General features: G+C 55.5%; 20 protein-coding genes. 4 read left to right on the top strand and 16 right to left on the bottom strand.

Annotated elements, in window-relative coordinates:
• Positions 1–9 precede the first annotated feature (9 nt).
• The 7 genes from eno to ppsA all read right to left on the bottom strand — a co-directional run bounded on the left by eno (position 10) and on the right by ppsA (position 7,508).
• Positions 10–1,287: a phosphopyruvate hydratase gene (gene eno / locus NITSA_RS04955; RefSeq protein ID WP_013553926.1), complete on the bottom strand. Its 1,278-nt coding sequence runs from the start codon at positions 1,285–1,287 to the stop codon at positions 10–12.
• A gap of 112 nt (positions 1,288–1,399) precedes the next feature.
• Entirely contained in the window at positions 1,400–1,966 is a 567-nt protein-coding gene (locus tag NITSA_RS04950) for an HdeD family acid-resistance protein (RefSeq protein ID WP_013553925.1), read from the bottom strand.
• A 111-nt stretch (positions 1,967–2,077) separates the two neighbouring features.
• Positions 2,078–2,314, bottom strand: a complete 237-nt coding sequence (locus tag NITSA_RS04945; protein WP_013553924.1) for a hypothetical protein — start codon at positions 2,312–2,314, stop codon at positions 2,078–2,080.
• Positions 2,315–3,709, bottom strand: a complete 1,395-nt coding sequence (locus NITSA_RS11705) for a dihydrolipoyl dehydrogenase family protein (RefSeq protein WP_013553923.1) — start codon at positions 3,707–3,709, stop codon at positions 2,315–2,317.
• A 133-nt stretch (positions 3,710–3,842) separates the two neighbouring features.
• On the bottom strand, positions 3,843–4,760 hold the full coding sequence (locus NITSA_RS04935; RefSeq protein WP_013553922.1) for a beta/alpha barrel domain-containing protein: 918 nt from the start codon (positions 4,758–4,760) through the stop codon (positions 3,843–3,845).
• A gap of 45 nt (positions 4,761–4,805) precedes the next feature.
• The gene (locus NITSA_RS04930) at positions 4,806–5,036 is read right to left on the bottom strand and encodes a ribbon-helix-helix domain-containing protein (RefSeq protein WP_013553921.1); all 231 of its coding nucleotides are present in this window, start codon (positions 5,034–5,036) and stop codon (positions 4,806–4,808) included.
• A 54-nt stretch (positions 5,037–5,090) separates the two neighbouring features.
• Positions 5,091–7,508: a phosphoenolpyruvate synthase gene (ppsA, locus tag NITSA_RS04925; RefSeq protein WP_013553920.1), complete on the bottom strand. Its 2,418-nt coding sequence runs from the start codon at positions 7,506–7,508 to the stop codon at positions 5,091–5,093.
• 168 nt (positions 7,509–7,676) lie between these two features.
• Between ppsA and NITSA_RS04920 the strand changes: the two genes are divergently transcribed.
• Together NITSA_RS04920 and NITSA_RS04915 are read left to right on the top strand one after the other, a co-directional pair.
• On the top strand, positions 7,677–8,462 hold the full coding sequence (locus tag NITSA_RS04920) for a ferritin-like domain-containing protein (RefSeq protein ID WP_013553919.1): 786 nt from the start codon (positions 7,677–7,679) through the stop codon (positions 8,460–8,462).
• Between the two features lie 2 nt (positions 8,463–8,464).
• Entirely contained in the window at positions 8,465–9,100 is a 636-nt protein-coding gene (locus NITSA_RS04915; protein ID WP_013553918.1) for a DedA family protein, read from the top strand.
• Between the two features lie 216 nt (positions 9,101–9,316).
• Here the strand turns inward: NITSA_RS04915 and NITSA_RS04910 are convergent, their stop codons facing one another.
• The 9 genes from NITSA_RS04910 to NITSA_RS10840 all read right to left on the bottom strand — a co-directional run bounded on the left by NITSA_RS04910 (position 9,317) and on the right by NITSA_RS10840 (position 22,700).
• The gene (locus NITSA_RS04910; RefSeq protein WP_013553917.1) at positions 9,317–10,423 is read right to left on the bottom strand and encodes a YfdX family protein; all 1,107 of its coding nucleotides are present in this window, start codon (positions 10,421–10,423) and stop codon (positions 9,317–9,319) included.
• 110 nt (positions 10,424–10,533) lie between these two features.
• Positions 10,534–11,490: an LOG family protein gene (locus NITSA_RS04905; protein WP_013553916.1), complete on the bottom strand. Its 957-nt coding sequence runs from the start codon at positions 11,488–11,490 to the stop codon at positions 10,534–10,536.
• Between the two features lie 20 nt (positions 11,491–11,510).
• Entirely contained in the window at positions 11,511–12,767 is a 1,257-nt protein-coding gene (locus tag NITSA_RS04900) for an MgtC/SapB family protein (protein WP_013553915.1), read from the bottom strand.
• The gene (gene ppk2 / locus NITSA_RS04895) at positions 12,764–13,522 is read right to left on the bottom strand and encodes a polyphosphate kinase 2 (RefSeq protein ID WP_013553914.1); all 759 of its coding nucleotides are present in this window, start codon (positions 13,520–13,522) and stop codon (positions 12,764–12,766) included. Before ppk2 ends, NITSA_RS04900 begins: the two co-directional genes overlap by 4 nt.
• A 14-nt stretch (positions 13,523–13,536) precedes the next feature.
• Entirely contained in the window at positions 13,537–16,290 is a 2,754-nt protein-coding gene (locus tag NITSA_RS04890; protein WP_013553913.1) for a plasma-membrane proton-efflux P-type ATPase, read from the bottom strand.
• A 29-nt stretch (positions 16,291–16,319) separates the two neighbouring features.
• Positions 16,320–17,723: an NAD(P)/FAD-dependent oxidoreductase gene (locus NITSA_RS04885; protein ID WP_013553912.1), complete on the bottom strand. Its 1,404-nt coding sequence runs from the start codon at positions 17,721–17,723 to the stop codon at positions 16,320–16,322.
• Entirely contained in the window at positions 17,707–20,427 is a 2,721-nt protein-coding gene (locus NITSA_RS04880; protein ID WP_013553911.1) for a plasma-membrane proton-efflux P-type ATPase, read from the bottom strand. Before NITSA_RS04880 ends, NITSA_RS04885 begins: the two co-directional genes overlap by 17 nt.
• An 81-nt stretch (positions 20,428–20,508) precedes the next feature.
• Positions 20,509–21,909: an MBL fold metallo-hydrolase RNA specificity domain-containing protein gene (locus NITSA_RS04875; protein WP_042203748.1), complete on the bottom strand. Its 1,401-nt coding sequence runs from the start codon at positions 21,907–21,909 to the stop codon at positions 20,509–20,511.
• 134 nt (positions 21,910–22,043) lie between these two features.
• Positions 22,044–22,700 (bottom strand): L,D-transpeptidase family protein, encoded by a 657-nt coding sequence (locus NITSA_RS10840; protein ID WP_148224941.1) that lies wholly within the window; start codon positions 22,698–22,700, stop codon positions 22,044–22,046.
• 206 nt (positions 22,701–22,906) lie between these two features.
• Between NITSA_RS10840 and polX the strand changes: the two genes are divergently transcribed.
• Both polX and NITSA_RS04860 read left to right on the top strand, forming a co-directional pair.
• Positions 22,907–24,643, top strand: a complete 1,737-nt coding sequence (gene polX, locus NITSA_RS04865) for a DNA polymerase/3'-5' exonuclease PolX (protein ID WP_013553908.1) — start codon at positions 22,907–22,909, stop codon at positions 24,641–24,643.
• Positions 24,640–25,218, top strand: a complete 579-nt coding sequence (locus NITSA_RS04860; protein WP_013553907.1) for a YqiA/YcfP family alpha/beta fold hydrolase — start codon at positions 24,640–24,642, stop codon at positions 25,216–25,218. The genes polX and NITSA_RS04860 overlap by 4 nt, the downstream gene beginning before the upstream one ends.
• Positions 25,219–25,240 lie beyond the last annotated feature (22 nt).

Raw genomic sequence — 25,240 nt, 5'->3', positions numbered from 1 at the left:
TATCTGTCCTTATTTCCAATAATAGAGCGCATCGGGACCGAGCTGCGCTTCAATCTCCAGCAAGCGGTTGTATTTGGCCAGGCGCTCGCTGCGGGAAGCGGAGCCGCTCTTGAGATGGCCCGTCCCCATCGCCACGGCGAAATCGGCCAGGAAGCTGTCGCACGTCTCTCCGGAGCGATGGGAGAGAAACGCCCGCCATCCGTGCTCGATGCAGAGTCGAACCGCATCCACCGTTTCGGTGACGCTGCCGATCTGGTTGAGTTTGATCAGGGAAGCGTTGGCGGTATGCTCTTCGATGCCCCGGCGGATGAATTTGGTATTGGTGACGAAAATATCATCCCCCACCACTTCGATCTTGTCCCCGAGCTCCTTCGTGAACTTGGCGAAGCCTTCCCAATCCTCCTCGGCGAGGGGATCTTCCCAGAGAATGATGGGATACTTGGCCACCCACTCTTTGGCCAGGGCGATCAGGTCGTCGCTGGTCATCTCCCCGGCTCCGGACCATTTGAGATTGTAGTGCCCCTTTTTGTCCGTGGAGAAGGAGGTTGCGGCACTGTCGATGGCGATGGAGATATCGATGCCGGGTTTGTAGCCGCTCTTTTCGATCGCTTCGACGATGAGTTCGATCGCCTCTTCGTTGCTGCCGAGATTGGGGGCGAAGCCTCCCTCGTCCCCGACGGCGGTGGAGTAGCCTTTGGCTTCGAGGATCTTCTTGAGCGTGTGAAAAGTCTCGGCCACATAGCGCAGCCCTTCGCTGAAGCTCGGAGCGCCGTGGGGCACCGCCATGAACTCTTGGAAATCGACGCTGTTGTCGGCGTGTTCCCCGCCGTTGAGGATGTTCATGCAGGGAACGGGCAGCCGCCGCGCTTCACTGCCGCCCAGGTAGCGGTAGAGCTCTTCGCCTTCGCTAACCGCTGCCGCTTTGGCGACCGCCATCGAAACACCCAGGATCGCATTGGCCCCCAGGCGCGCTTTGTTCTCCGTGCCGTCGAGCTCGATCATCGTCCGGTCGATGGCCAGCTGCTCCCTTGCATCCATCCCCCGCAATGCCGGAGCGATGACCTCCATAACGTTGGCGCAGGCTTTGAGAACCCCCTTGCCGCCGTAGCGGGTGGGGTCGCCGTCGCGAAGCTCCACTGCCTCATACTCTCCGGTGCTGGCACCGGAGGGGACCGACGCACTGACCCGCACGCCGTTCTCCAATGTGGCGAAAACGCGAACGGTAGGGTTTCCACGCGAATCGAGGACTTCGATCGCTTGAAGGTCTTTGATGCTTGTCGCTGCCATGATCTTTCCCTTTCATCATTATCACGAAACGGGAGCGATCAAAAAAACAGTCTAACGACTCTCTTTTCGCTCGCTCCACACTATTGAACCAGGTATACGAGTCGCCGGAAGCTTACGCTTCTGTGGCGGCTTTTTTGAGCTGGCTGCCCATAAAGAGCAGGACGATCCCGTCGAAGAGCAGGCTGATCCCGACGAAGATGCCGATCAGCCAGGCGGTTTCGACCACATTGATCCAGGATGCGAGGAAAATCACAGCCAGGATCAGCGAAAAGAGACCGTTAAGTGTCCAGAGCCACCATCCCTTGGCGGGGCGCATCAGCGCACCCATCGCAAAGCCTCCGAATGCGTCCAGCAAAAAGTAGATCGCCAAAACGAGGCCCAGGGCCTGGATCCCCACAGCGGGTTTGAAGATCATCAATCCGCCGGTCAGGACCAGGATAAAGGCTTTGAACCATCCCAGCCAATCCTGGGGATTGGTCTTGGCGGTACTGAAGGCGGCGACGAAACCGCCGAAGATCATCAGCCAGGCGACGAAGGCCAGGGTAAAGAGGGATCCGACGAAGGGGTAGACGATCGCCAGGATCCCCAAAATAGCCATAATGATCCCGACGATGGTCGAGTGTTTGGCAAACTTGCTCAGCATATCCGAGTCAGTCGGCCACATTTGATAGTTCCACATTGTGAACCTCCTTATTAAATTTATATTACTCGAATATGATAGCGGTATATGATGGATAGATGAGGCAACCTGCGTTGCACTCAGAAAAATCCTGAGCGGAAAGTGGGAGATTCAGAGCAACTCTTCGGCCACTTCGTCCACATGATCCTTTTTACCACTTTTGACGTGGATGTAGCTGACGATCAATGCAGCGACTGCGGAGCCGAAAACGAACCAGAGGAAATTGAAAGCCATCATCGCATAGTAATCGATCAGCAGTGAAACCATGATGAATACGATGAAGTAAACAAAGGAGACTTTGAGATAGCGCCCCCAATTGAATTTGCGTCTCTTTTTCTCTTTGTGCATTTAACGTCTCCGGTTCATCATAGATTTAAAAAAGAGGCTCTGAGCCAGTTTGCCGAATCCCTCGGTGAGCGTGGGATGGGGATGGATGGCCCCCATAACCTGCAGCACCGTCATGGCATTGGCGACAATGAGCGAAGCTTCCCCCGCCAGGCTCGAAGCGTCGTAGCTAACGACCTGGACCCCCTTGATCACTCCACTTTTCGTCTCCACCACGAATTTGATGAAGCCTTCCGCATCCTTGTCGATCTGGGCCCGGGCATCGGCGGCGTAATCGTATTTCTCCACGCTCACTTCCAAGCCCTTTTGGGCCGCTTCGGCCTCGGAAAGGCCCGCCGAGGCGATCTGGGGATCGCTGAAGAGCACCCAGCTGAGCTTCTCTTCCTGGGCTTCGTGGCGCGTAGGAGCATAGATGTTGTGGATGGCGACACCGGCGGTGTAGGTGGCCCAGTGGGCGAACTTGGGCCCGACGGCGCAATCGCCTACCGCATAGATATGGGGGACGGTGCTCTGCATTCCGCCGTCAACCTTGATGCCATGGCGGTCGAACTCGACTCCGGCCTTTTCAAGGCCGATCCCCTCCACATTGGCGGCGCGCCCCGTGGCGATGAGCAGGTGCGGGACCCTGAGGGTCTTGGCTGCGCCCTCCTGGGTATAGCGAATCGTGAAATCTCCTTCATCTCCATCGATGGAATCGAAGCCGACATTGAGGAGGACCTCGATCCCCTGCTCCTGCATCCGCTTTTGCACGATCAGGGCCGCCTCTTCGTCGATCCGCTTGAGAATGCGGGGCCCGCGCTCGAGGATGTGGCATTTCACCCCGAGCTTGGCGAACATTTGCACCAATTCACAGCTGATGGCCCCCGCCCCGATAAAGGCGATCTCTTCGGGGAGCTCTTTCGCTTTGAAGATATCGGCGTTGGTCCAGGCTCTGGAGACCCCCTCCCCTTTCAGCGGGGGGATATGGGCCGAAGCCCCCGTAGCCACAATGGCATGCTCGAAGCCGTAGCGTTCCCCGTTCACCTCGATGGTATGGGCATCGACAAAGGCCGTTTCCCCGGCCAGGAAGTCGAGGCTCGGCAGCACTTTGAACGAGGCCAGCGCCGCCTGGGCACGCTGCTCAAGGAGCACATCTTTGTCGGCGATCACCTCTTCCCAGTGGATCTGCGCCGCTCCATCCAGATCGATATGGAACGATCTCGCCTCTTTGAGCAAGGCGTATCGGTTGGCGGCGTTCTCGAGGATCTTGGAGGGGATGCACCCTTCGAAGAGGCATTCGCCACCCGGCTCTCCCCGTTTGTCGATCAGCAGGACCTTCTTCCCGAAGCGTGCCGCCATCATAGCTGCGGGCGTGCCCCCGGGACCGGCCCCGATGACGACCAGATCATATTGTTTCATTCAGTTTCCTTTATATTTATTCATATTAGCCAGGGCTCGCCTCCGCTGTTATGCAAACTATCAGATTGCGCCAGGGCCATACAGCCCCCTCCAACCTTTTCCAACAACCAACGACTAACGACCGGATCCTTGCTTACGCCAGGATCTCCAAGGCCTCTTTCACACTCTTATTCTCGCAGGTAACGGCATAGATGGCATCGGCCATCTTCACCGCCTCCTGCAGGGGGCGCTGATGGATATTGCGTCCGGTGCCGTTACCCCGGCTGTGGCCGATATGGATCTGCTCGTGGAGCTGGCGCAGGAAGGTCTCTTCGTCGATCCTGGAGCCCCCTTCGCAGAGTACCCCGGTGCGCCCGGCGGCGGTGGTAGCCTCCTGCAGGAGCTCGGGCAGCGGCTGCCCCTCTTTGTCGTAGGGGACCTTCACCTTGGCGAAGTCGGCCCCCAGACAGGCGGCGACCCCGGCAGCCCCGGCGATGAGATGAGGATCATGCTCGTTTTTGACGAAGGGGCCTTTGGGATACATCCAGAGCACCGCCAGCATTCCGTGGCTATGCGCCTCGTGAACGATTCGGGCCGCTTCACGCAGCATGGAGTGCTCGTGCTCGCCCCCCAGATAGACGGTGTAGCCCACGCCGCGGATATCCAGGCCGCTGCTGTCGCGGAAACGGACCACATCCTCCACCTCCAGCCACTGCTGGCTATAGGGGTCCTTAGCGTCGTAGGGGACGAGATTGGTCTTGGAGTTGAGCTTCACCAGGTAGGGAACATCCTTGTAATCGCGTCCATAGCGGGAGATGAGCCCAAACTGGGTCGCGAAGACCCCGATCTTCGCCATCTTGGCGATGCGGAAGAGATGCTCGGGGTCGTTGTCCTCCTCGGGGATCCCCTCGCCATGAAAGTCGTTGTTGAGGTGCTCTACCTTCTGGTCCCCGGCAAAGAGCATCAACCGTCCACTTCCGCCCGTGCTCTTCTCGAAATTCTCCAGAAACTCCTTCTCCTTGTCCGCCGGGACATCGGCGGGGAGGAAGTCACGAAAGTCTTCTCTGATCATGTTGTCTCCTTTTTTGTATTGTTATTGGATTGTTGATCGATATCTTCACATAAGCCGAGAGATCGGAAAAACATCATCAGCATCACGCACTATCATTTTTCCTTCACGAATTTCGCGGGAAATCTTCTCGGCAATCATTGCGTCAGTGTGGTCAAAATAGAAACCCAGAGCTCTTTCGATTATCTCTTCTTGCGTTATGCCCAAGATTCTGGAAAGATTCTCTAGCTCACGAGCAATCTCCTCATTCATAGAGATTATTTTCTTGACCTCTGCCATGATCTATCCTTTGTCATCCCTTTAGTTCCTCACTCCTCACTACTCACTACTAATTTACTTCCTTCCCAGCTTCTCTTCCAGCTTCACCACATCCTGAATGGTCCGCAGCACGCTGTCGGGGTTGAGGCTCATGGAGTCGATGCCCAGCTTGACCAGGAACTCCGCCACCTCGGGATAATCGCTGGGTGCCTGGCCGCAGATGCCGCTGTGGCGGTGATTGCGTTGGCATCCCTTGACGGCCATTTCGATCATCTTCAGCACGCCGGGATCCCGCTCGTCGTAGTCGAAGGCGACGATCTCGCTGTCCCGGTCGACCCCCAGGGTGAGCTGGGTCAGGTCGTTGGAACCGATGCTGAAGCCGTCGAAGGTCTTGCTGAATTCGTCGATCTGGATGACGTTGTTGGGGATCTCGCACATCACATAGATCTTGAGGTCTTTTTCCCCTTTCTTGAGGCCGTATTTGGCCATGGTCTCGACCACCTTCTCCCCTTCGGGGACCCGGCGGCAGAAGGGGATCATCAGGATGATGTTCTCCATACCGATCACCTCTCTGGCCCGCTTCATCGCCGCGCACTCCAGGGCGAAGCCCTCTTCGTAGGCGGGATGGGTGTAGCGGGCGGCGCCGCGGAAGCCGATCATCGGGTTGTCCTCTTCGGGCTCGAAGAATTTTCCGCCCAGGAGCGTGGCGTATTCATTGGTCTTGAAGTCGCTCATCCGCACGACGCAGGGTTTGGGATAGACCGCGGCTGCGATGGTCGCGACCCCTTCGGAGAGGGTTTTGACGAAGAAGTCCACCATATCCTCATAGGCACGGCTCAGCTCTTCGAGTTTCCTGCGCGTCTCTTCGTCCACTTTTTCAGGATGTTTCAAGGCCATCGGATGGGCTTTGATGTATTCGTTGATGATAAATTCCATCCGCGCCAGGCCGATCCCGTCCACGGGCAGAGAGGCAAGGCTGAAGGCCTGGTCTGGGTTGCCCAGGTTCATCATGATCTCGGTCTTGGGTTTGGGCAAATCGCTCAAGTCCACCTTCTCGATCTCGAAAAGAAGGAGCCCTTCGTAGACATAGCCGGTCTCCCCCTCGGCGCAGCTGACGGTCACTTCCTGGCCGTCTTTGAGGATCTCCGTCGCTCCCTCGGCGCCGACGACGGCGGGAATGCCCAGCTCACGGCTGACGATGGCGGCATGGCAGGTACGGCCCCCTTTGTTGGTGACAATGGCGGCGGCGGTTTTCATCACTGGTTCCCAATCGGGTGTCGTGGTATCGGCGACGAGCACTTCACCGGGTTTGAATTCGCTCAGATGCTTGACATCGGGAATATAGTGGACCCTGCCCTGGCCAATCTTGGTCCCGACCGCCCGGCCGCTCACCAGCACCTTGCCCCGCTCTTTGAGATGATAGATCTCCAGGATCGTCCCTTTTTTCTGACTCTGGACCGTTTCGGGGCGGGCCTGGACCATATAGAGATGGCCGTCTTCACCATCCTTGGCCCACTCCATATCCATCGGCTTCTGGTAGCCTGCCTTTTCGGAATAGTGACGCTCGACCTTGATGGCGTAGTCGGCCAGCACCATCACATCGTCGTCGCTGATGCAGTAGTGGCTGCGCTCCTCTTCGCTGGTCGGCACGTTTTTGGTGTACTCCACGGCGATATTGTCGGTATTGAGGGTATCGGTGAAGACCATCTTGAGCTCTTTTTTGCCCAGACGGCGCTTGAGCACGGCCCGGTACCCCTTTTCATAGGTCGGCTTGTGGACATAGAAACTGTCGGGGTCGATGGTCCCCTGCACCACATTTTCCCCCAGCCCGTAAGCGGCGTTGATGAAGACCACATCTCTGAATCCTGTCTCCGTATCGAGGCTGAACATCACTCCGCTGGCGCCGAGATCGGAGCGCACCATTTTCATCACGACAACGCTCAGATAGACTTTGGCCCAATCGAAATCGTTGTCGTGCTTGTAGTGGAGGCTCCGGTCGGTGAAGTTGGAAGCGAGGCAGCGTTTGTAAGCGTCCAGCAGCGCCTCGTCGCCTTTGATGTTCAGATAGGTATCGTTCTGCCCGGCGAAGGAGGCTTCGGGGGAATCCTCCGCCGTCGCCGAAGAGCGCACCGCCAGTGAGACATTTTCCCCATACTCCTCTTTGAGCTTTCCGTAGTTGCTCAGGATCTCCTCTTTGAGATCCTCGGGGAGCTTGGCGTTATGGATCAGTTCGCGGCACTTGGCCCCCGCTTCCTGGAGGGCTTTGACATCGTCATAATCCAGGCCGTCCAGGATGGCATGGAGCTTGGGCTCGAGCCCGTTATACTCCAAGACATGCCGATAGGCCGTCGCCGTCACCGCAAAGCCGTGTGGCACCCGCACCCCTTCACCGGTGAGATTGCGATACATCTCTCCCAGTGAAGCGTTTTTCCCTCCCACCTCAGGGACATCCTCGATGCCGATCTCTTCGAACCATTTGACAAATTGACTCATTGCTGATCCTTTCATACATTGGCATATGGTTCAATCATAGCAGGGTTGGACAAATCGAAAAGTAACTCCAGTCACAAAAAATGAAAAATATTTCGGTTATAATTAAAACCATTTGGCCGACGAAATTGATCGCCGTGCATAAAAAAACCGCTTAAAAGGATCGGCACAATGGCACGTTGGAATTATCAGGATATCGACTACGACAGCATCAACAAAGAGCGGCTTCACGACAACGATTTTCTCTTCAAAGTCGTGGCGATCGCCTCTTTTATCGAGATCACTTCCGATCTCTATGAGATGAATCTGGCGAAATTCTACGCCGGGGACGAGGAGATCGTCGGCTGGCTGGAGAGCACCTGGGAGCCCGAAGAGCTCCAGCACGGCAAAGCTCTGCGCAAATATGTACAGACCGTCTGGCCCGAATTCGACTGGGACAAAGCCTACGAAGGATTCCGCAACGAATACAGCGCCTACTGCACCCTGGATGAGTTTCAGCCCAGCAGAGCCCGGGAGATGCTGGCGCGTATGGTCGTCGAGACCGGCACTTCGACCCTCTATCGGGCGATGACCGACTACGCCAAATCGATCGACGAGCCGATCCTCGCCGAGATCGCCCACAACATCCACAAAGACGAAGTCTACCATTACGAAGAGTTTGACAAAGGCTTCGAGAAATACAATAAAGAAGAGCACCTGGGCCGCACCGATATCACCAAGGTGATCTACGCCCGACTCAAGATGGCCAGCGACGAAGATGTCTTCATCGCCCACAAATATATCGCCCCCGGAGAGGATTTCGACGCCTTCAAAGCCCGGACCAAAGAGTTCGCCAAGCAGTTCTACCCCTACAAAATGGCGGTCAAGATGCTGATGCATCCTCTGCATCTGCATAAACATATCGAAAATGCCACCGCTTCCACGATCCAGGGGGCCCTCAAGGTCCTCGGGATTTAGGGATGCTCCACACCCTCACCCAAATTCTGCTCCACTTCGCCGATACCCTCGGCTATATCGGCGTCTATTTCTATATGCTGCTGGTAGGGACCTTCATCCCCGTCCCCAGCGAAATTCTCCTCATTCCCTCGGGCTATCTGGCATCCACGGGGCAGAAGAGCTTCACCCTGCTCCTGCTGGCCGGAGCTCTGGGCAGCCTCAGCGGAGCCCTGATCAACTACGCCCTGGCACGCACCCTGGTCCACCGCTTCCTGGGCCACAAACCGGTCATCAGAAAGACCGCCTACTTCTTCAGACGTCACGGAAAGATCTCGGTCTTCCTGGCTCCGCTGACTCCGGGACTGGGCCAGTATATCTCCATCCCGGCGGGCCTGGCCCATATGCCGCTGAAGCATTTCATCCCCCTCACCTTCGCCGCCAACCTGATCTGGGTCGGCTTTATGCTCCTCATCGGCTATATCTTCGGCGACGGAGCCGCGGCGCAGAAACAGGCGGCCTGGTTCTCCCTGATTCTTCTGGGATTCGTGATCCTCAGCGTCACGGTTTATGTATGGAGAGAGTTGAAAAAAGCCCGTTTGAACGATTCGGAGCTGGAAGAGATCGAAGAGGGTTTAGGCTCTGCAAATCTTTCTGAATGAAGTTCTTTTTAATAGCTAAGAAAACGCAAAAAGACTGGGAGATGCGACTTTAGTCGCATTAGCTAAAAGTATGAAGATTAAAAAGCTGATTTCGGGGGCTGAAGCCGCCGCCCCTGTATCTGCTTGTCTTTGCACTGAATTAGACGATCTCTCTAAGGCTTTTTCAAACCTTCTCTAAAAGCTTGAAAAAGCCTTTCCCCCAAAGGGGAGCAACGCTTACTTCGCGTTGACCGGCGCTTTTTTGAGATCTGCCTCGACCTCTTTGCCGAATTCGGAGATCTTCATTTTGGCTTCGAAATTCTGCTTCTCCTGCAGCTCCTCCTCTTTTGCCTTCGCCGAAGGGGCTCCATTGATCATTTTGGGGTTTTTCATAACTTTCGCCTCTTCGGCTGCGACCGTATCGCGCATGTCGGAATAGATCTTGCCGATGAGATTCTTGAAAGAGCTCTTGAGATGTTCGTACATCTTTTCGACCATATTCTTGCCCTTGATCTCTTTTTCGATGGCGTTGATTTGGTCGTAGAGATCCTTATAGGCTTTGCTCCGCGTATCGGTATAGCCGAAGTAGTAAGCTTTTTGCAATTCAGCCTTGGCCGCTTCGAGGAACTTAAGGGCTTCCTCTTTCTTACTCTTATCCAGGGCCGCGGCCTGGCGTACGAAATCCTGGGCCGCCAGGAGGGGAATGGGAATCACGGTCTTGACCGTCATGATGGTATTGAAAGCATCCGCCAAGATCGCTATTGCGCTTTTGACATCCCCCTTTTTGACCGCCGCCAGGGCCTTTTTGGTCGCTACCGGATAGAGTGCCATCGGCAAATAGGAAGTCATTACGTCCATCTCATCCTTCATAGGCACAAGCAGATCCCTGGCCGCCTGAGTCCGGTAATACTTGAGCAGTTCCCTGGACGTGTCGACGATCTTCTTGGCCCCCTCGGGCGTGATGATCACATCGTTGACCATGATTACTTCGTTGATGGGAACGAATTTGAGCTCGGGATGCTTTTTCAGCATTTCGCTGAAGAGTTTATCCGCTTCGGTCAAATATTTTTGGGCCGCTTTGGTATCTTTGTGCTGGATCGCCTGCACGGCATGCACGGTATCGCCAAAGGCTTGCAGAATCTCTTTGGGAGGCTTGGGCGTAGCGGCGTGATGGGCTTTGATCGCTTCGGGGATAAAAGCACGGGCGGCTTTTTTCTGCATACTGTAATAATTGGCCCCGGCTACTTCGTTATGAAGTACGGCACGCTTCTGCTGTGTGGCCGCCGAGGCGACTCCTCCGCTCAAAACCGCTGCTGCGACTGCTGAAATCATCAACTTTTTCATTTTTTATCCTTTAGTGGGTTTTGTGCAAATATTATGCGTCATATTCTTTAACTAAAGTTAAATACCTATCGAACACATAAACCCAATATATTTTAATGAATTTCCGGATATCACTTTTCTCTTTCCATACCTGTTTTCTCCCCCTTGGCTACCAGAGGAGTGTTGTAAGTCTCATGCCAATCGAGAATGTGTTTCCATGCTTCAGCAGCATTGTCCGCAAAGTGGAAAATCTCCAGATCTTCAGGGGCGATGGTCCCCTCTTCCACCAGAAAGTCGAAATTGATCAGTTTGTTCCAATAGCTCTTGCCCACAATGACCACCGGAATGGGCGGAGTTTTGTGGGTCTGTACCAGGGTGAGGATCTCGAAGAGCTCGTCGAGGGTCCCGAAACCGCCGGGATAGACCACCAGAGCCTTGGCCCGCAGGAAGAAGTGGAGTTTACGGATGGCGAAGTAGTGGAACTGAAAACAGAGTTCCGGCGTGATGTAGGGATTGGGGAACTGTTCATGGGGCAAATGGATATTGAGCCCCACACTCTTGGCCCCTACGTCGTGAGCCCCACGGTTGGCCGCTTCCATGATCCCCGGGCCCCCGCCGGTCATGATCACCACTCGGCTGTCGCCGGGGCCCTTCCCGCTGCGGCTGACATAGCGGCCGAACATCCGAGCGTCGTCATAGTAGATACTCTTCTCCAGCATCCGCTCCGCCACATAGAGCTCCTGCATCAGTTTTTCATTATCGGGATCGGCTTTGAGCTTTTTCTGCACCGCTTCCAGGTTGGCCATGGCCGTCTTGCGCTCCCGGATCCGTGCACTACCAAAGACCACGATGGTATGCTCGATCCCGGCGCGGGCCATGTGAAGTTCGGGCTTGAGGTAGTCGAGCTCCAGCCGGTTCCCCCGGGTCTCGTAGGATTTGAGGAAATCGGTATCCTCCTCCGCCAGGCGGTAGGTCGGGCTCTGCATGATCTTCTCGACCAGTTTCAATGCCTGGGGATCTTCCGTTTTGGGTTTGGGGTGTTCCCAGGGAAGTTTCGTATTTTCTACCGGTAGTTTTTTCTTTTTCATATCTTTCCTTTCCAATTGATCTAGATGTAAAGCCCATAGGCAATAGTGAGGATCCCCAGAACCATGATCCAGAGTGCCGACCGCCACGTGACCTTCGGGCCGCCGAACCAGAGGGCATAGAGGGCTTTGAGCAGGTTATTGCTCCCCGCAGCGATGACGATAGCGGAGACGATCTGCTCCATCCCGACCGTATATTTTCCCGTCAGCAGCGAGAGGACGAAGGGATCGATGTCCGTCAAACCCGCGGCAAAGGAGAGCACCTTCAACCCTTCGATACCGTAATGATGGGTCACGTAAGTGGTGACCATCATCATCAGGACGAAGAGAAAGGCGAAAGCGAAGGCGGTCTTGAGCTCCAGAGGGTTGTTGTCGACGAAATCAGGGGTTCCCTCCGCAGCTTTTCCCTGGCGGATATAGAGCAGGGAAAAGAGTATTCCCAGAACAGAGAGGATCAGAAAAGGGACCAGAAGTTTCATCCCCACCGTTACGTTGAAAACAAAGGCGACGACGATCAGCCGTAGGTACATTACCGCCGTGGCGGCTATGATCCCGGCGTCGATGAGCGGGTTGCCCCCCATCTGCCGGGCCTTGCGGGCCAAAACCACCGTCGTGGCCGTCGAAGAGTAGGTCCCGCCGATGATCCCGGTAAGGAAATAACCCCGATTGGGGAAGAAATACTTCTGAGCCAGATAACCGCCGTAGCTGATGGCGGAGATGACGACCACCGCCAGCCAGATCTTGAAGGGAGAAAGGGGGATATAGGGCAGCACCCTCGTATCGGGCAGGATCGGCAGGATCACCGCCGAGAGGAGCACCATCTTGCCCAGCGTCTCGAACTCATAGGTATTGACATGCAGAGCGAAGCGGCTGATCGCGCTCTTGGCATTGAGCAAAAAGACGATCAGCACGAAAAGCAGCGCCGGCATCCAAAGCGGAAAACGCTGGGTCAGCGGACCGAAAGCGTAGACCGAAAGAAGGACCAGATAGAGCAGGATGCTGTGCCGCCCCTCCCTGACCTTGGAGGCATAGAAGATGGCATAAAGCATCGTCAAGCCGATCAATACCGTCGTATAGAGGATCAGCCGATCGGGGTCGAGACGATAGAAAAGATAACCCAGGATAGCCACGAAGGTATAGGTACGGGCCGTGCCGAAAAAATCCTGAGGCTTGTCGGGATGGAAATGTTCCCGATAGCTGCGAATCTCCAATCCGATCAGAAAACCGAAGGTGACGGTCAGGATGAAATGGATCAGATCGGGGGCCAGAAAATGCGTCATGGTGCGATGAGCCCTTTCTCGTAACAGACGGGGTCGAATTCACAGACAACGTCGTTGTCGTAGATGAGGAGCTTTTCGTCCTTCTCCGGGTAATCCACCTGGGAGAGGAAATGCTTCATCACATTGATCCGCGCCGTCTTTTTGTCGTCGCTGTGGACCACATACCACGGAGCGAAGACAAAAGAGGTCCGCTCGAACATCCGGTCGCGGTATTTGGAATACTTTTTCCAGAGTTTCTGCGCCTGCATATCGATGGGGCTGAGCTTCCACTGCTTGAGGGGGTCTTTTTTGCGCGCCTCCAGGCGCCGTTTCTGCTCTTCTTTGGAGATATCGAGGTAGTATTTGATGAAGATCATCCCCGAGTGGACCAGCATCTGCTCGAAGCTTCCCACCTCCTGCATAAAGGCTTCGTATTCTTCTTTGGTGCAAAAGCCCATCACCGGTTCCACTCCGGCGCGGTTGTACCAGCTGCGGTTGAAGAAGACCATCTCTCCCCCGGCGGGGAGATGGGGGACATAGCGCTGGAAGTACCAGGACTTCTTGTCCCGGTCGCTGGGCTTGCCCAGAGCCACGGCGCGGGCTTCCCTTGGGCTCAGATGTTCCAGAAAGCGCTTGATGGTCCCATCCTTGCCGGCGGCATCTCGCCCCTCGAAGACGACACAGACTTTGATATCGTTCTCGATGACATGGCGCTGGAATTTGACCAACTGTACCTGAAGCTCATAGAGCTGCTTTTTGTACTCTTTTTTCTTCATTGTCTACTCCTCTTTTAGATCACATCTTCATGATATTTTTTTCGATAATAGCGCAGGACCGCCATCTTGACCACGTCATTGAAAACGAACCAGGTCAAAGCGTAGGCCCACATCCACAAGGCCCAGGCCCAGCCGATCGGCTCCATCAATCCAAAGCCATAGACAGCGATGATCGTCCCCGCGACCCGGCTGGAGAAGGTCGCACCGAAAAGAGTCCAGGAGGGCCAGGGACGTTTCCAGAACCAATCATCGATCCGGGTGTTATAGATGGTGCCGTGCCCGGCAATGACCAGTTTGGCGAAGAAAGCCGATTGGACGAACTCCAGCGGTAGATGCATCACCGAGATGAGGAGCCAGAAAAGCAAAAAGGATGAGAGCACTCCCGCCAGCCCCAGCCAGCTGGAAAGGACAAAGATCTCTTTCATATCCCAGCGCACAGGTTTTTCCCGGATCTTGGTGTTATCGTAAGCGATGGTCATGATGGGGATGTCGTTGAGCAGCGCCAGGACGATGATCATAATCGCGGTGATGGGGTAGAAATCGTAGATGACGATCGCCAGGGTCATAAAGATGATGATCCGGATCGTCTCGGCGATCCGGAAGATGGTGTAACTCTTCATCCGCTCGAAGATCTTGCGCGCCTCTTTGATGGCGTCCACGATCACCCGAAGACCCGGGGCCATCAGGACGATATCCGCCGCCGCTCTCGCCGCGTCGGTCGCTCCGCTGACGGCGATTCCGCAATCGGCCTTCTTGAGCGCGGGAGCGTCGTTGACCCCGTCGCCGGTCATACCGACGATATGATCGGCCTTTTGCAGCTCGTCGACGATGAAATATTTGTCTTCGGGAAAGACCTGGGCGAAGCCGTTGGCCTCTTCGATGGCGGCGATGATCTCCGATTCGTGCTTCTTGACCGTCCCTTTGGGGATCGGCATATTGTAGAGTTCCCGCTTGACCTTCTTCATGATCGCATCGACCTGTTTGGCGATCTCTTCGTCGCTGGCGTCGGGATGCATCTGCTCGGCGATCGCCTTGGCCAGGACTTGGGAGAGGTAGAGATATTCGGTGATCGATTCGCCCTTGAGTTCCCGGACATCTTTGATGTTGTCGCCGATCCCCAGGATCTTGGCGATGTATTTGGCCACGGCGATATTGTCGCCGGTGACCATTTTGACTTCGACCCCTTTGGCCTTCGCCTCGGCGATCGCCTGCTTGGAGTCAGGGCGCGGCGGGTCAAAAAGCGGGATCAGGCCCACGAAATGGTAGAGATCCTCTTCACACTTCCGGTAGGCGACCCCCAGAGTCCTGAAACCCTTTTCGGCGAAGGCTTCCACCTGGGCGTAGGCCGCCTTCTTGTCGAACTCCTTCTCGTCACACTGCTCGATGATCACCTGAGGGGCACCTTTGGTATAGACTGTGCACTCCCCGGTTTTGTAGAGCCCTTCGGTGCGTTTGTGGACCGGATCGAAGGGGAGAAACTTGGCCAATTTATGCTGGGCGAGTTTGTCGTGGAGATGATGGGAATCGATGTATTCGAAGATCGGTTTCTCGATGGGGTCGTTGTTCTCTTCTTTGCTGGCCAGCGCGGCGTAGAGCATCAGAGTATCCGCATCATATTTATCGATCACATAGGGCTCGGCCAGGCTCATTCTATTCTGGGTCAGTGTCCCTGTCTTGTCGGAACAGAGCACATCCATTCCCGCCATTTCCTCGATGGAAGCCAGTTTGCTGACGATCGCCTGCTTGGCCGCCAGCACCCGCGCCCCGATCGCCATCGTGACCGTCAGGACGGCGGGCATCGCTACCGGAATCGCAGAAATGGTCAGCACCAGAGCGAAAATGAGCAGATCGACGGTGGGCTGATGGGTTTTCAGGCCATGCCAAACGATGATGGCGATCATCACGAGGGTAATGTAGATGAGGAAATTGCCCACCTTGATGACCATCTGCTGGAAGTGGCTGCGCTCTTCCCGCTCCGCCTTGGCCACCAGGCCGACGGTCTTTCCGAAGTAGGTATTGCGCCCCGTCGCCGTAACCTGAGCCAGCATCTCACCCTGCTTGATGATCGCGTTGGCATAGAGCTCGTCACCCGGTTTTTTATCAACCGGCAGCGATTCGCCCGTCAAAGCCGACTGGTCCACCAGCAGGAAATCCCCACCCCCCAGCAGCTTGGCGTCGGCAGGGACGATATCGCCGATCTTGACTTTGATGATATCCCCGGGCACGACCTCTTTGGCATCGATCTCCTGCCACTTGCCGTCACGGAGCACCAGGGCTTTGCGCGCCAGCTTCTTTTTGAGCACGGCGATGGCGCTGAGAGCTTTGGACTCTTGATAGAAATCCACGATGGCATTCACCAGCAGCAGCACCATAATGATGGTGAAGTCTTCCCAACGCCGGGCCAGGGCCGAAAGGATGGCGGCCGTTTCGATCATCCAGGGGATGGGCCCCCAGAAACGCCGGAAGAGCCGGTGCCACCAGCTCTCCTCTTTCTCTTCGATCGCGTTGGGGCCGTACCGGGCCAGGCGCTTTTTCGCCTCTTCGCTGCTGAGGCCCCGCACCGCTATTTTGCCGGTGCCGTGAACGGCATTCTGCTCGGCAACGGAATCGGCAGAGGACCCACTCGTTTGGGTCGACACCGATTGATTCACGTCAGCGGCCGGATCATTTCCACCGCTCTTTTGGGGTGCCGTTGTCTTATTTGAATTCTCTTTCTGAAGAACGGCGGAAGTTTTTTGACTTTTGCCGCTGCGATGTCGTCGACTCATAGGCCCTCCTGCTGGGTTCTATATATTTATTAAAGCAATCCGCGCATCATCAATTCGAAGTATGCCCAGCGGATCAGGTGCAGATCCATCTCCCACCATATCCATCGAGGGACGTTCGGATCCAGCGGGAAGGTGGGGTTGGGGCCCTTTCGATCGTATTCGATCAGCATTTCCCGTCCATAGCGTGTCTTGACCGGAACGGCGGTGTATCCGGTGTAGCGGGTTCCCAACCTTCGGCCTTCCAGATAGTTGGCCACATTGTCCTGGATGACAATGGCCATATCCCGGGTGGCGGCACCGCTCTTGGCCGGGAGTGCCGCCACGTCTCCGAGGGCGAAGACGTTGGGATAGCGTTTGTGTTGCAGCGTCACCGGATCCACTTCGACGAAGCCTTTGCGGGCTCCCTCTTTCAGCGCCAGTTCGGATTGGGCGACCGCTTCAGGAGCTTTTAGAGATGGAGCGACGTGGAGAAAATCATACTTCAGTTCCTCCGTTTCCTTCGCGCCGGTGAGCGTCGCCTTTTGGGCCTGGGTATCGACAGCGCTCAGCCGGGTACCGAACCGGAGGGTGAGGTTTTTCTCTTTGGCCAGGAGTTTGCGCAATACTCGATCGAAGGGCTTGGAGTCGATGAGATATTCGTTCCCCACCGCGACAGTGATTGCCACATTGTCGTAGACATCGGCACCGCCGCCGGGCCCCTTACCCCGGAAGATATCCAGGCCCAAAAGCAGAACGTCCAGGCTGGCATTCTGAGCCTTCACATCTCCCTCGGGAATGCTGAAGAGCACCTGCTGCCTGCTTGTCCGAGCCGCTTCGGCGATCTGTGAGAGCCATTGGCGGGTCTGCTCACCTCCGACGGCTTCCCCTTTGAGGGTATCGTTGAGATAGACGCTCGCCAAGCCACTCTGCCCAAACGCCTCTGTCTTCAAGCCCTCGATGGCGGAAAAGTCATGCACGGCACCGGTCGCGACGACCAGCACATCGTATTTCACGGCCCCGTTCTTTTCGGTCTGGACTTGATGATTTTTGGGATCGATCTGCGTTACGAGATCCTGAATCCATTTAACCTTGTCGGGAATCAGGTCGGAACTGTTTTTGCGGTTATCCGTCTGGGTATAGAGCCCTGCGGCCACAAAGATCTGTCCGCTTTGATAGAGGTGAATCGTGTTGGGGGCGATCACGGTGATCTCGGCATTGGGGGCGGCACGGCGAAGCCTCGCGGCCGCATCGATTCCACCGCTTCCGGCGCCGACGATGACGATCTGGGCGTGTTTTTTGCTGATGCCGGCCGTCAATTTACTCTCGGCCGCCGAAGCGCTTTGACTGGCTCCCAACGCCAAAAGGGGCAAGGCGGCTCCCCCTTTGAGGAAGTCGCGGCGGGAAAGGTCCACAAGAACCTTCTTCTTCAAAAAGTTTTTAGATGATATCTTCATGATATCTCCTTCGATAATATTTGATGACAAGCATTTTGACGGCATCGTTGAAGACGAACCACACCAGAGCGTAGATCCAGACAAAGATCGCCATACCCCAGCCGATCGGGGTCATGAGATCGAACCCATAGACCCCCACGATCGTTCCAATGACCGCTGTCGCCTGGGAAGTCCAGAAGAGTTTACCCGAGGGCCAGGGTTTGCGCCAGAACCAATCGTCAATCCGGGTATTGAAGATGGTGTTGTGCCCGGCGACGATCAGTTTGACGAAGAAGAGAGACTGTACATAATCGAGAGGCAGGTGCATCACCGCCATCGCGATATAGAACAGGGTAAAGGATGAGAGCACCCCGGCAACCCCCAGCCAGCTGGAGAGGACCAGCATCTCCCGCATATCCCAACGCACCGGCTGCTCCCGCACCTTGGTATTGTCGGTGGCGATCATCAGAATCGGCAAATCGTTGAGCAGCGCCAACAGAATAATCATGATGGCCGTGACGGGATAAAAGTTGAAAATCACGATGGCCAGGGTCATGAAGATGATGATTCGGATCGTCTCGGCGATCCGGTATATTGTATAGCTCTTCATCCGCTCGAAGGTGATGCGCGCCTCTTTGATGGCGTCCACGATCACCCGCAGGCCCGGGGCCATCAGCACGATATCCGCTGCTGCCCGCGCCGCGTCAGTCGCACCGCTGACGGCGATCCCGCAGTCGGCCTTCTTGAGCGCGGGAGCGTCGTTGACCCCGTCGCCGGTCATCCCGACGATATGATCCGCTTTTTGCAGCTCGTCGACGATGAAATATTTGTCTTCGGGAAAGACCTGGGCAAAGCCGTTGGCCTCTTCGATCGCCTTGATGATTTCCGATTCGTGTTTCTTGACCGTTCCCTTGGGCAGCGGCATATTGTAGAGTTCCCGCTTGACCCATTTGAGGATATCCTCGACGGTCTGTTCCCGTTCTTCATCGCTCAGATCGGGGCGCAGTTTTCGAGTCAGGGCTTCGGTAAGGACTTTGGAGAGATAGATATACTCTTCGACCGATTCCCCTTTGAGCTCTCGGATATCCTTGATATTATCACCGATTCCCAGGATCGAGGCGATGTATTTGGCCACAGCGATATTGTCGCCGGTAACCATCTTGACCTCGACCCCTTTGGCTTTCGCCTCGGCGATCGCATCCTTGGAGTCTTCCCGCGGAGGATCGAAGAGGGGAATGAGCCCGACGAAATGGTAGAGGTCCTCTTCACAGTTTCGATAAGCGACACCCAGGGTCCTGAACCCTTTCTCGGCGAAGGCTTCCACCTGGGAGTAAGCCGCCTTTTTGTCGAACTCATCCTCTTTACACTGTTCGATGATGACCTGGGGAGCCCCCTTGGTATAGACAACACACTCTTTTTCATCTTTATAGATCCCCTCGGTCCGCTTGTGTACCGGATCGAAGGGGAGGAATTTGTAGAGATGGTGTTCTTTGAGTTTGTCGCGAAGTTTGTGGGCATCGATATACTCGAAGATGGGCTTTTCGATGGGATCGTGGTTCTCTTCCTTGCTCGCCAAGGCGGCATAAAGCATCAACTCTTCGGGCGTATAGCCCTTCACCACATAGGGATCCGCCAAACTCATCCGGTTCTGTGTGAGGGTTCCGGTCTTGTCAGAGCAGAGGATGTCCATCCCCGCCATCTCTTCGATCGCCGCCAGCCGGGTGACGATCGCCTGCTTGGCTGCCAGGATCCGCGCCCCCACCGCCATCGTGACGGTCAGGACCGCCGGCATTGCCACGGGAATCGCAGAGATGGTCAAGACCAGAGCGAAGATGAGGAGTTCGATGGGAGATTCGTGCCGTTTGAAGCCTACCAATACGATGATGCCGATCATCACCAAAGTGATCGCGATGAGGAAATCCCCCACCTGAATGACCATCTTTTGGAAGTGACTGCGCTCCTCCCGCTCCGCTTTGGCGACCAGACCGACGGTTTTGCCGAAATAGGTATTGAGTCCCGTCGCGGTCACCAGGGCAATCATCTCTCCCTGTTTGACAATCCCGTTGGCGTAGATCTCATCGCCGGGCTTTTTGGTCACCGGCAGGGATTCCCCCGTCAGCGCCGACTGGTCGACCAGCAGGAAATCTCCGCCGCCGAGGAGTTTACCGTCCGCCGGAATAATATCACCGATCTTGATCTTGATCACATCCCCGGGGACAATCTCTCTGGCGGGGATCACTTGCCATTTGCCGTCGCGAAGCACGAGAGCTTGCCGCGCCAGTTTCTTTTTGAGCACGGCGATGGCGCTCAGCGCCTTCGACTCCTGATAGAAATCGACGATGGCATTGACCAGCAACAAAACGATGATGATCCAAAACTCTTCCCAGTGGCGCACCAGGGCCGCCAGAATGGCCGCGATCTCGATCATCCAGGGAATAGGCCCCCAGAAACGCCGGAAGAGCCGATGCCACCAGGGCTCTTCCTTTTCCTGAATTTCGTTATAGCCGTATTTTTTCAAGTGCTCCTGAGCCTCTTGCGTGCTGAGGCCCTTGTAATTCTCTTTGGTAGCGGCGGCACCGGAATCGCCCTTTTGCTCCCTCGCTTCTTCCGCAGAAGTGGCGGCATTGGCATTCTCCTTTTGAGAAGTATCCAAAGCCTCTCCTTTCTGAGACTTTTCACTCTTAGTGGAGACTTCCACTTCTTCCTTCTTCTTATCGTTTGGCATAATTGCTCCTTTGACAAACTCGGGATCGTCTATTCATCATAAAAAAATTTGGTAAAAATCAATGCAACCGGGATTGCACTACTAGTCGAGAAAATAGTCTTTGCCCTCTTCGACGATGATCGGCTCCTTTTTCATTCGCTTCTTCATTACCTTTTTCAAAACCAGCTGCTTTTCGAGCTCTCCGTGGACCAGAAAAACATTTCCCAGACGTTTGAAGGCTTTCATCCAGTCAATGAGCTCATCCTGATCGGCATGGGCGGAGAAGCCGTTGATGGTGTGGATGGAAGCGCGTACCCGGATATCCTCGTGATAGATCTTGATCCATTTCGCTCCCTCGACGATCTCCCGTCCGATGGTCCCTTCGGCCTGATAGCCGACGAAGATCACGGCGTTGCGGCGGTTCCAGATCTGGTGCTTGAAATGGTGCAGGATCCGCCCGCCGGTACACATACCGCTCCCGGCGATGATGATGGCGCCCCGGGCGACATCGTTGATCCGCTTGGAATCTTCCACTTCCGGGGTGAAGATCAAGCCGGGGAATTGGAAGACTTCACCGTCCTCTTTGTAAAACTTTTGACAGCGGGGGCTGAGCTGGTCGACATATTTGTTGAAGACATTGGTGGTGCGGATCCCCATCGGGGTATCGAGGAAGACTTTACAGTAGGGAAGCTCCTTGTCCTTGTACATCTGCTTGAGCACGCAAAGCAGATCCTGGGTACGTTCGATGGCGAAGCTGGGGATGATGACGTTGCCCCGATTGAGCAGCGTATCGCGAACGACCTTCTTGAACTCTTTGATACTCTCTTTGAGGGGACGGTGGTCCCGGTCACCGTAGGTCGATTCGATCACCAGATTGTCGGCGATCTTGGCGTGCTCGATACGGGGCATGACCACTTCGACCTTGTTGCCCAGGTCCCCGCTGAAAACGATACGCTTTTTGCCCTCCCCTTCGGTATATTCGATTTCGATGAAAGCCGAGCCGAGAATATGCCCCGCATTGCGGTAGCGGGCGCGGACTCCTTTGCCCACACGGAACCATTTGCCGTATTTCACGTGGATCGTGGGTCTCAGCCAGACATTCTCCACATCTTCCACGGTATAGAGGGGCGGTCGGACATCTTTCTCTTCCCCCCGGCGCTGGGCCTTCTTGTACCGGGTGCGGTAATCCTCCTCCATCAGCTTGGCGCTGTCGAGCAGGACGATGTTGGCCAGCTCGAAAGTGGCTTCAGTCGCATAGATGGGGCCTCGGAACCCCTCTTTTACCAGTTTGGGGATGCGCCCCACATGGTCCAGATGGGCATGGGTTACCAGTAGTGCATCCACCTTTTTGGGGTTGAAACCGAAGGGTTCCCAATTACGGGGCTCTTCCCTCCCCTGATACATCCCGCAATCGACGAGAATCCTCATACCGTTTTCGAGTTTGAGCAGATGACAGGAGCCGGTAACGACCTCATCCGCCCCATGAGATTCGAGAATTGCCATTTTTTCCCCTTTCATTCCATATTTTCTCGATTATACTTCAAAAAATGAAACGTTAATTCGATTCAAGTCAAGGAATTTATTTAGAGTAGCGAATAAAGGGGATTGAAAGGAAAATGTAGAAAAAAACAGGGCGCTCAGCTTTTGAGCATCCCCAGAGGTGTCATCGGTTTCCGGTTTTCCGTGATGACTTCTTTTTTCTTTTTGGAGTGGCGCAACTCTTTTTTATCCCGCTTGCTGACAAGCGACTCACGCTTTCCGGGAACGGAGCTCAGAAACTTCAGAGGTCTATTCCCTTCAAAGTTGCCCACCGTTCTACTCTTGCGGGAAACAGCTCTTCGGGCCACACGTCTGGGGCCGGGGCGATCCACATAGCGCGGTGGCGTTCCGCGAACGACCACCGGGGTCCCCACATTGGCCCACGCGAACATCCGCTGGGCGAAGCCGTTCTCCATACGGATACAGCCGTGGGAGGCCGGATAGTTGGGGACATAGCCCAGATGCATCGCCACCCCGTAGTTGGTCAGACGGAGCATATAATCCATCCGGGCACCTCCGTGGGGCTCCGGGTAGCGGCTGGAGACGTGCCGAAGCTCCTTTTCCAGCACGCGAAAGTGACCGGAGGGCGTGCGGTGGCCCGGTTTGCCGGTGGAGATATCACCGCAAAAGAGCCTGTCGCCGTCCTGGTAGGCACAGGCTTGCTGATGGGTCAAATCGACGACGATCCTTTTCCCCGCCTGGGCCCCCTGTACACCGATGAGGGCAAAGGCCACTGACACTACGATCTTTTTCATATTTTTCATATTTTTTGTCCGTCCTGTTAAATAAATAGTCGATCCATTTCCAGAGTTAATATCATACAAAAAGCTATATTAAAGAGTATAATAATATTTTTAAATATTGAGCTATTCGGTGCCATTTTACCGCTTTTATTGAGCCGGATGTTCTCCTGTTTTAAATATATTGTAAAATATGACAGGAGCCAATCAAAGGAGTCGAGATGGGTGTCAGACAGATGAGCAACAGTGAAATCGCGCAATTTTTCAAAGAGTTGGCGGATTATCTCGAGATCAAAGGGGACAACCCCTTCCGCATCCGAGCCTATCGCAACGCGGCGCGGACCATCGAAACCAGCGGATACGATTTCGCCAAACTGGTCGAAGAGGGGTACGACCTCTCCCAGCTCCCCGACATCGGCGAGCGGATCGCCAAAAAGATCGTCGAGATCGTCACTACAGGCAAGCTGAGCAAGCTCGAAGAGGTCAAAAAAGAGTTTCCACCCCACATCCTCGACCTGCTCAAGATTGAAGGCCTGGGCCCCAAAAAGGTCAAGACCCTCTATGAGAAGCTCGGGATCGGCTCGCTGGAAGAGTTGAAAAAGGCGGCCGAGGAGCATAAGATCCGTGAACTCCCCGGTTTCGGCGAAAAGACCGAAGAGAAGATCCTCAAAGGGGTCGTCCTTTACAAAAAAGAGGGCAAGCGCTTCCTCTTCGCCGAAGCGGAGCCCTACGCATCGGAACTCTACGAATACCTCAAAGGCTTCAAAGCGATCCACCAACTCACCATCGCCGGCAGTTTCCGCCGCCGCAAAGAGACCGTGGGCGATCTGGATATCGTCTCTACCTCCGACGACCCCCTGGGGGCGATGGATCATTTCGCCTCCTACGGCAAGATCAAAGAGATCGTCTCCAAAGGGGACACCCGCTCCACGATCATCCTAGAGAACAATCTACAGGTCGATTTTCGCTGCGTGAGCGACCTAAGCTACGGAGCGGCGCTGCACTACTTCACCGGCTCCAAAGCCCACAATATCGCCGTGCGCAAAATGGCAGTGGAGAAGGGATGGAAGGTCAACGAATACGGCGTCTTCAACGAGAAGATGGAGCGCATCGCAGGCAAGACCGAGGAGGAGATCTACCGCCTCTTCGGTATGGACTACATCGAACCGGAGCTGCGGGAAGACCGGGGGGAGCTCGAAGCGGCGATGGAGGGGAAACTTCCCAAACTGGTGACGGCGAAAGAGCTGCGGGGCGACTGGCATCTGCGCACCCATTACGGCGATGGGGAAGCCGAGCCCGAGGAGCTGGCCGAAAAGGCGCTCGAACTCGGCTATACCCACCTCTGCTTCGCCGACAAGGCCTCTTACCTCTTCTGCGAGCACGGACGAGAGTGCCCGCCGGTGAGCGAATATCTGGAGCGGCTCGATGCCCTGCAGAAAAAATATCCCAAACTACGGATCATCAAAGGGATCGAAGTGGAGATCGAGGAGGATGGCAGCCTCGCTTACGATACGAAGGAGCTGGAGCCCTTCGATCTCGTCATTGCTGCCGTGGAGGAGGAGTATGAGCTCAGCAAAGAGAAACAGACCGAGCGCCTCCTCAAAGCCATATCTCATCCGCAGGTCAGGATCCTGGCCCATCCCACCTGCCGCATCATCGCACAGCGCAACGGATGCAGCCTCGATATCGAAAAAGTGATCGATACCGCAGCCAAAGAGGGGGTCTGGCTCGAGATCGACGCCCGCCCCGACCGCCTGGACCTCAGCGACGTGCACCTCAAGGCCGCCCGGGATTCTGGAGCGCACTTTGTCCTCGGCTCCGTCGCCGCCAAGCCCGAAGAGATGGAGAATATCCGTTACGGTCTCAACCAGGCCCGCCGGGGATGGCTGGAGGCGAAGCACCTGGTCAATACCCTCGAAGTTTCGGAGATCGACAAATTCTTGAAGGCCAAGAAGTGATCCTCTACATCCACGGTTTCGCCAGCAGCGGCCTAGGGGCCAAGGCAAAGGCGGTACGGGATTATTTCAAGGAGGAAGCCTACGCCCCTTCCCTCTCCTATGTTCCCGACCTGGCGGTGGATACTCTGGAGCAGTTGGCCCGGCACTGCCGGCGGAGGGAAGAGCCTCTGCATCTCATCGGCTCCTCACTGGGAGGCTTCTATGCCCTCTACCTCGCCGAGCGTTACGGGTGCAAAGCGGTACTGATCAACCCCTCCCTGCGCCCCTGGACCACCCTGGCGGCCCATACCGGCACCGGGACCAACTACTACGACGGCGCCCGCTTCGAATGGACTCCCCGTCATGTGGAGAGCCTCAAAAAGTATCGCATCGACACCCCCAGCCATCCCGAACGGATCCTGCTGATGCTCCAGACCGGTGACGAAGTGCTCGATTACCGCCAGGCCCTGGAACTCCTCCCTGATTCCCCCCGGATCCTCGAAGAGGGAGGAAGCCACAGCTTCGAAGGGTTCGAGAGGCACCTCCCTAAGATCGCAGGCTTCTTCTCTTCCGATCACCAATGTAATGTTTTATGATAAAGCTTTCACTCGATGGCGA

Source organism: Nitratifractor salsuginis DSM 16511 (assembly GCF_000186245.1).
In the GTDB taxonomy this organism is placed as follows: domain Bacteria; phylum Campylobacterota; class Campylobacteria; order Campylobacterales; family Sulfurovaceae; genus Nitratifractor; species Nitratifractor salsuginis.
This window is presented reverse-complemented; position numbering and strand designations above follow the sequence as displayed.

Excerpts from the sequence above, each read along its gene's own strand:
- eno (WP_013553926.1), bottom strand. The coding sequence starts at position 1,287 with ATGGCAGCGACAAGCATCAAAGACCTTCAAGCGATCGAAGTCCTCGAT.
- NITSA_RS04950 (WP_013553925.1), bottom strand. The coding sequence starts at position 1,966 with ATGTGGAACTATCAAATGTGGCCGACTGACTCGGATATGCTGAGCAAG.
- NITSA_RS04945 (WP_013553924.1), bottom strand. The coding sequence starts at position 2,314 with ATGCACAAAGAGAAAAAGAGACGCAAATTCAATTGGGGGCGCTATCTC.
- NITSA_RS11705 (WP_013553923.1), bottom strand. The coding sequence starts at position 3,709 with ATGAAACAATATGATCTGGTCGTCATCGGGGCCGGTCCCGGGGGCACG.
- NITSA_RS04935 (WP_013553922.1), bottom strand. The coding sequence starts at position 4,760 with ATGATCAGAGAAGACTTTCGTGACTTCCTCCCCGCCGATGTCCCGGCG.
- NITSA_RS04930 (WP_013553921.1), bottom strand. The coding sequence starts at position 5,036 with ATGGCAGAGGTCAAGAAAATAATCTCTATGAATGAGGAGATTGCTCGT.
- ppsA (WP_013553920.1), bottom strand. The coding sequence starts at position 7,508 with ATGAGTCAATTTGTCAAATGGTTCGAAGAGATCGGCATCGAGGATGTC.
- NITSA_RS04920 (WP_013553919.1), top strand. The coding sequence starts at position 7,677 with ATGGCACGTTGGAATTATCAGGATATCGACTACGACAGCATCAACAAA.
- NITSA_RS04915 (WP_013553918.1), top strand. The coding sequence starts at position 8,465 with ATGCTCCACACCCTCACCCAAATTCTGCTCCACTTCGCCGATACCCTC.
- NITSA_RS04910 (WP_013553917.1), bottom strand. The coding sequence starts at position 10,423 with ATGAAAAAGTTGATGATTTCAGCAGTCGCAGCAGCGGTTTTGAGCGGA.
- NITSA_RS04905 (WP_013553916.1), bottom strand. The coding sequence starts at position 11,490 with ATGAAAAAGAAAAAACTACCGGTAGAAAATACGAAACTTCCCTGGGAA.
- NITSA_RS04900 (WP_013553915.1), bottom strand. The coding sequence starts at position 12,767 with ATGACGCATTTTCTGGCCCCCGATCTGATCCATTTCATCCTGACCGTC.
- ppk2 (WP_013553914.1), bottom strand. The coding sequence starts at position 13,522 with ATGAAGAAAAAAGAGTACAAAAAGCAGCTCTATGAGCTTCAGGTACAG.
- NITSA_RS04890 (WP_013553913.1), bottom strand. The coding sequence starts at position 16,290 with ATGAGTCGACGACATCGCAGCGGCAAAAGTCAAAAAACTTCCGCCGTT.
- NITSA_RS04885 (WP_013553912.1), bottom strand. The coding sequence starts at position 17,723 with ATGAAGATATCATCTAAAAACTTTTTGAAGAAGAAGGTTCTTGTGGAC.
- NITSA_RS04880 (WP_013553911.1), bottom strand. The coding sequence starts at position 20,427 with ATGCCAAACGATAAGAAGAAGGAAGAAGTGGAAGTCTCCACTAAGAGT.
- NITSA_RS04875 (WP_042203748.1), bottom strand. The coding sequence starts at position 21,909 with ATGGCAATTCTCGAATCTCATGGGGCGGATGAGGTCGTTACCGGCTCC.
- NITSA_RS10840 (WP_148224941.1), bottom strand. The coding sequence starts at position 22,700 with ATGAAAAAGATCGTAGTGTCAGTGGCCTTTGCCCTCATCGGTGTACAG.
- polX (WP_013553908.1), top strand. The coding sequence starts at position 22,907 with ATGGGTGTCAGACAGATGAGCAACAGTGAAATCGCGCAATTTTTCAAA.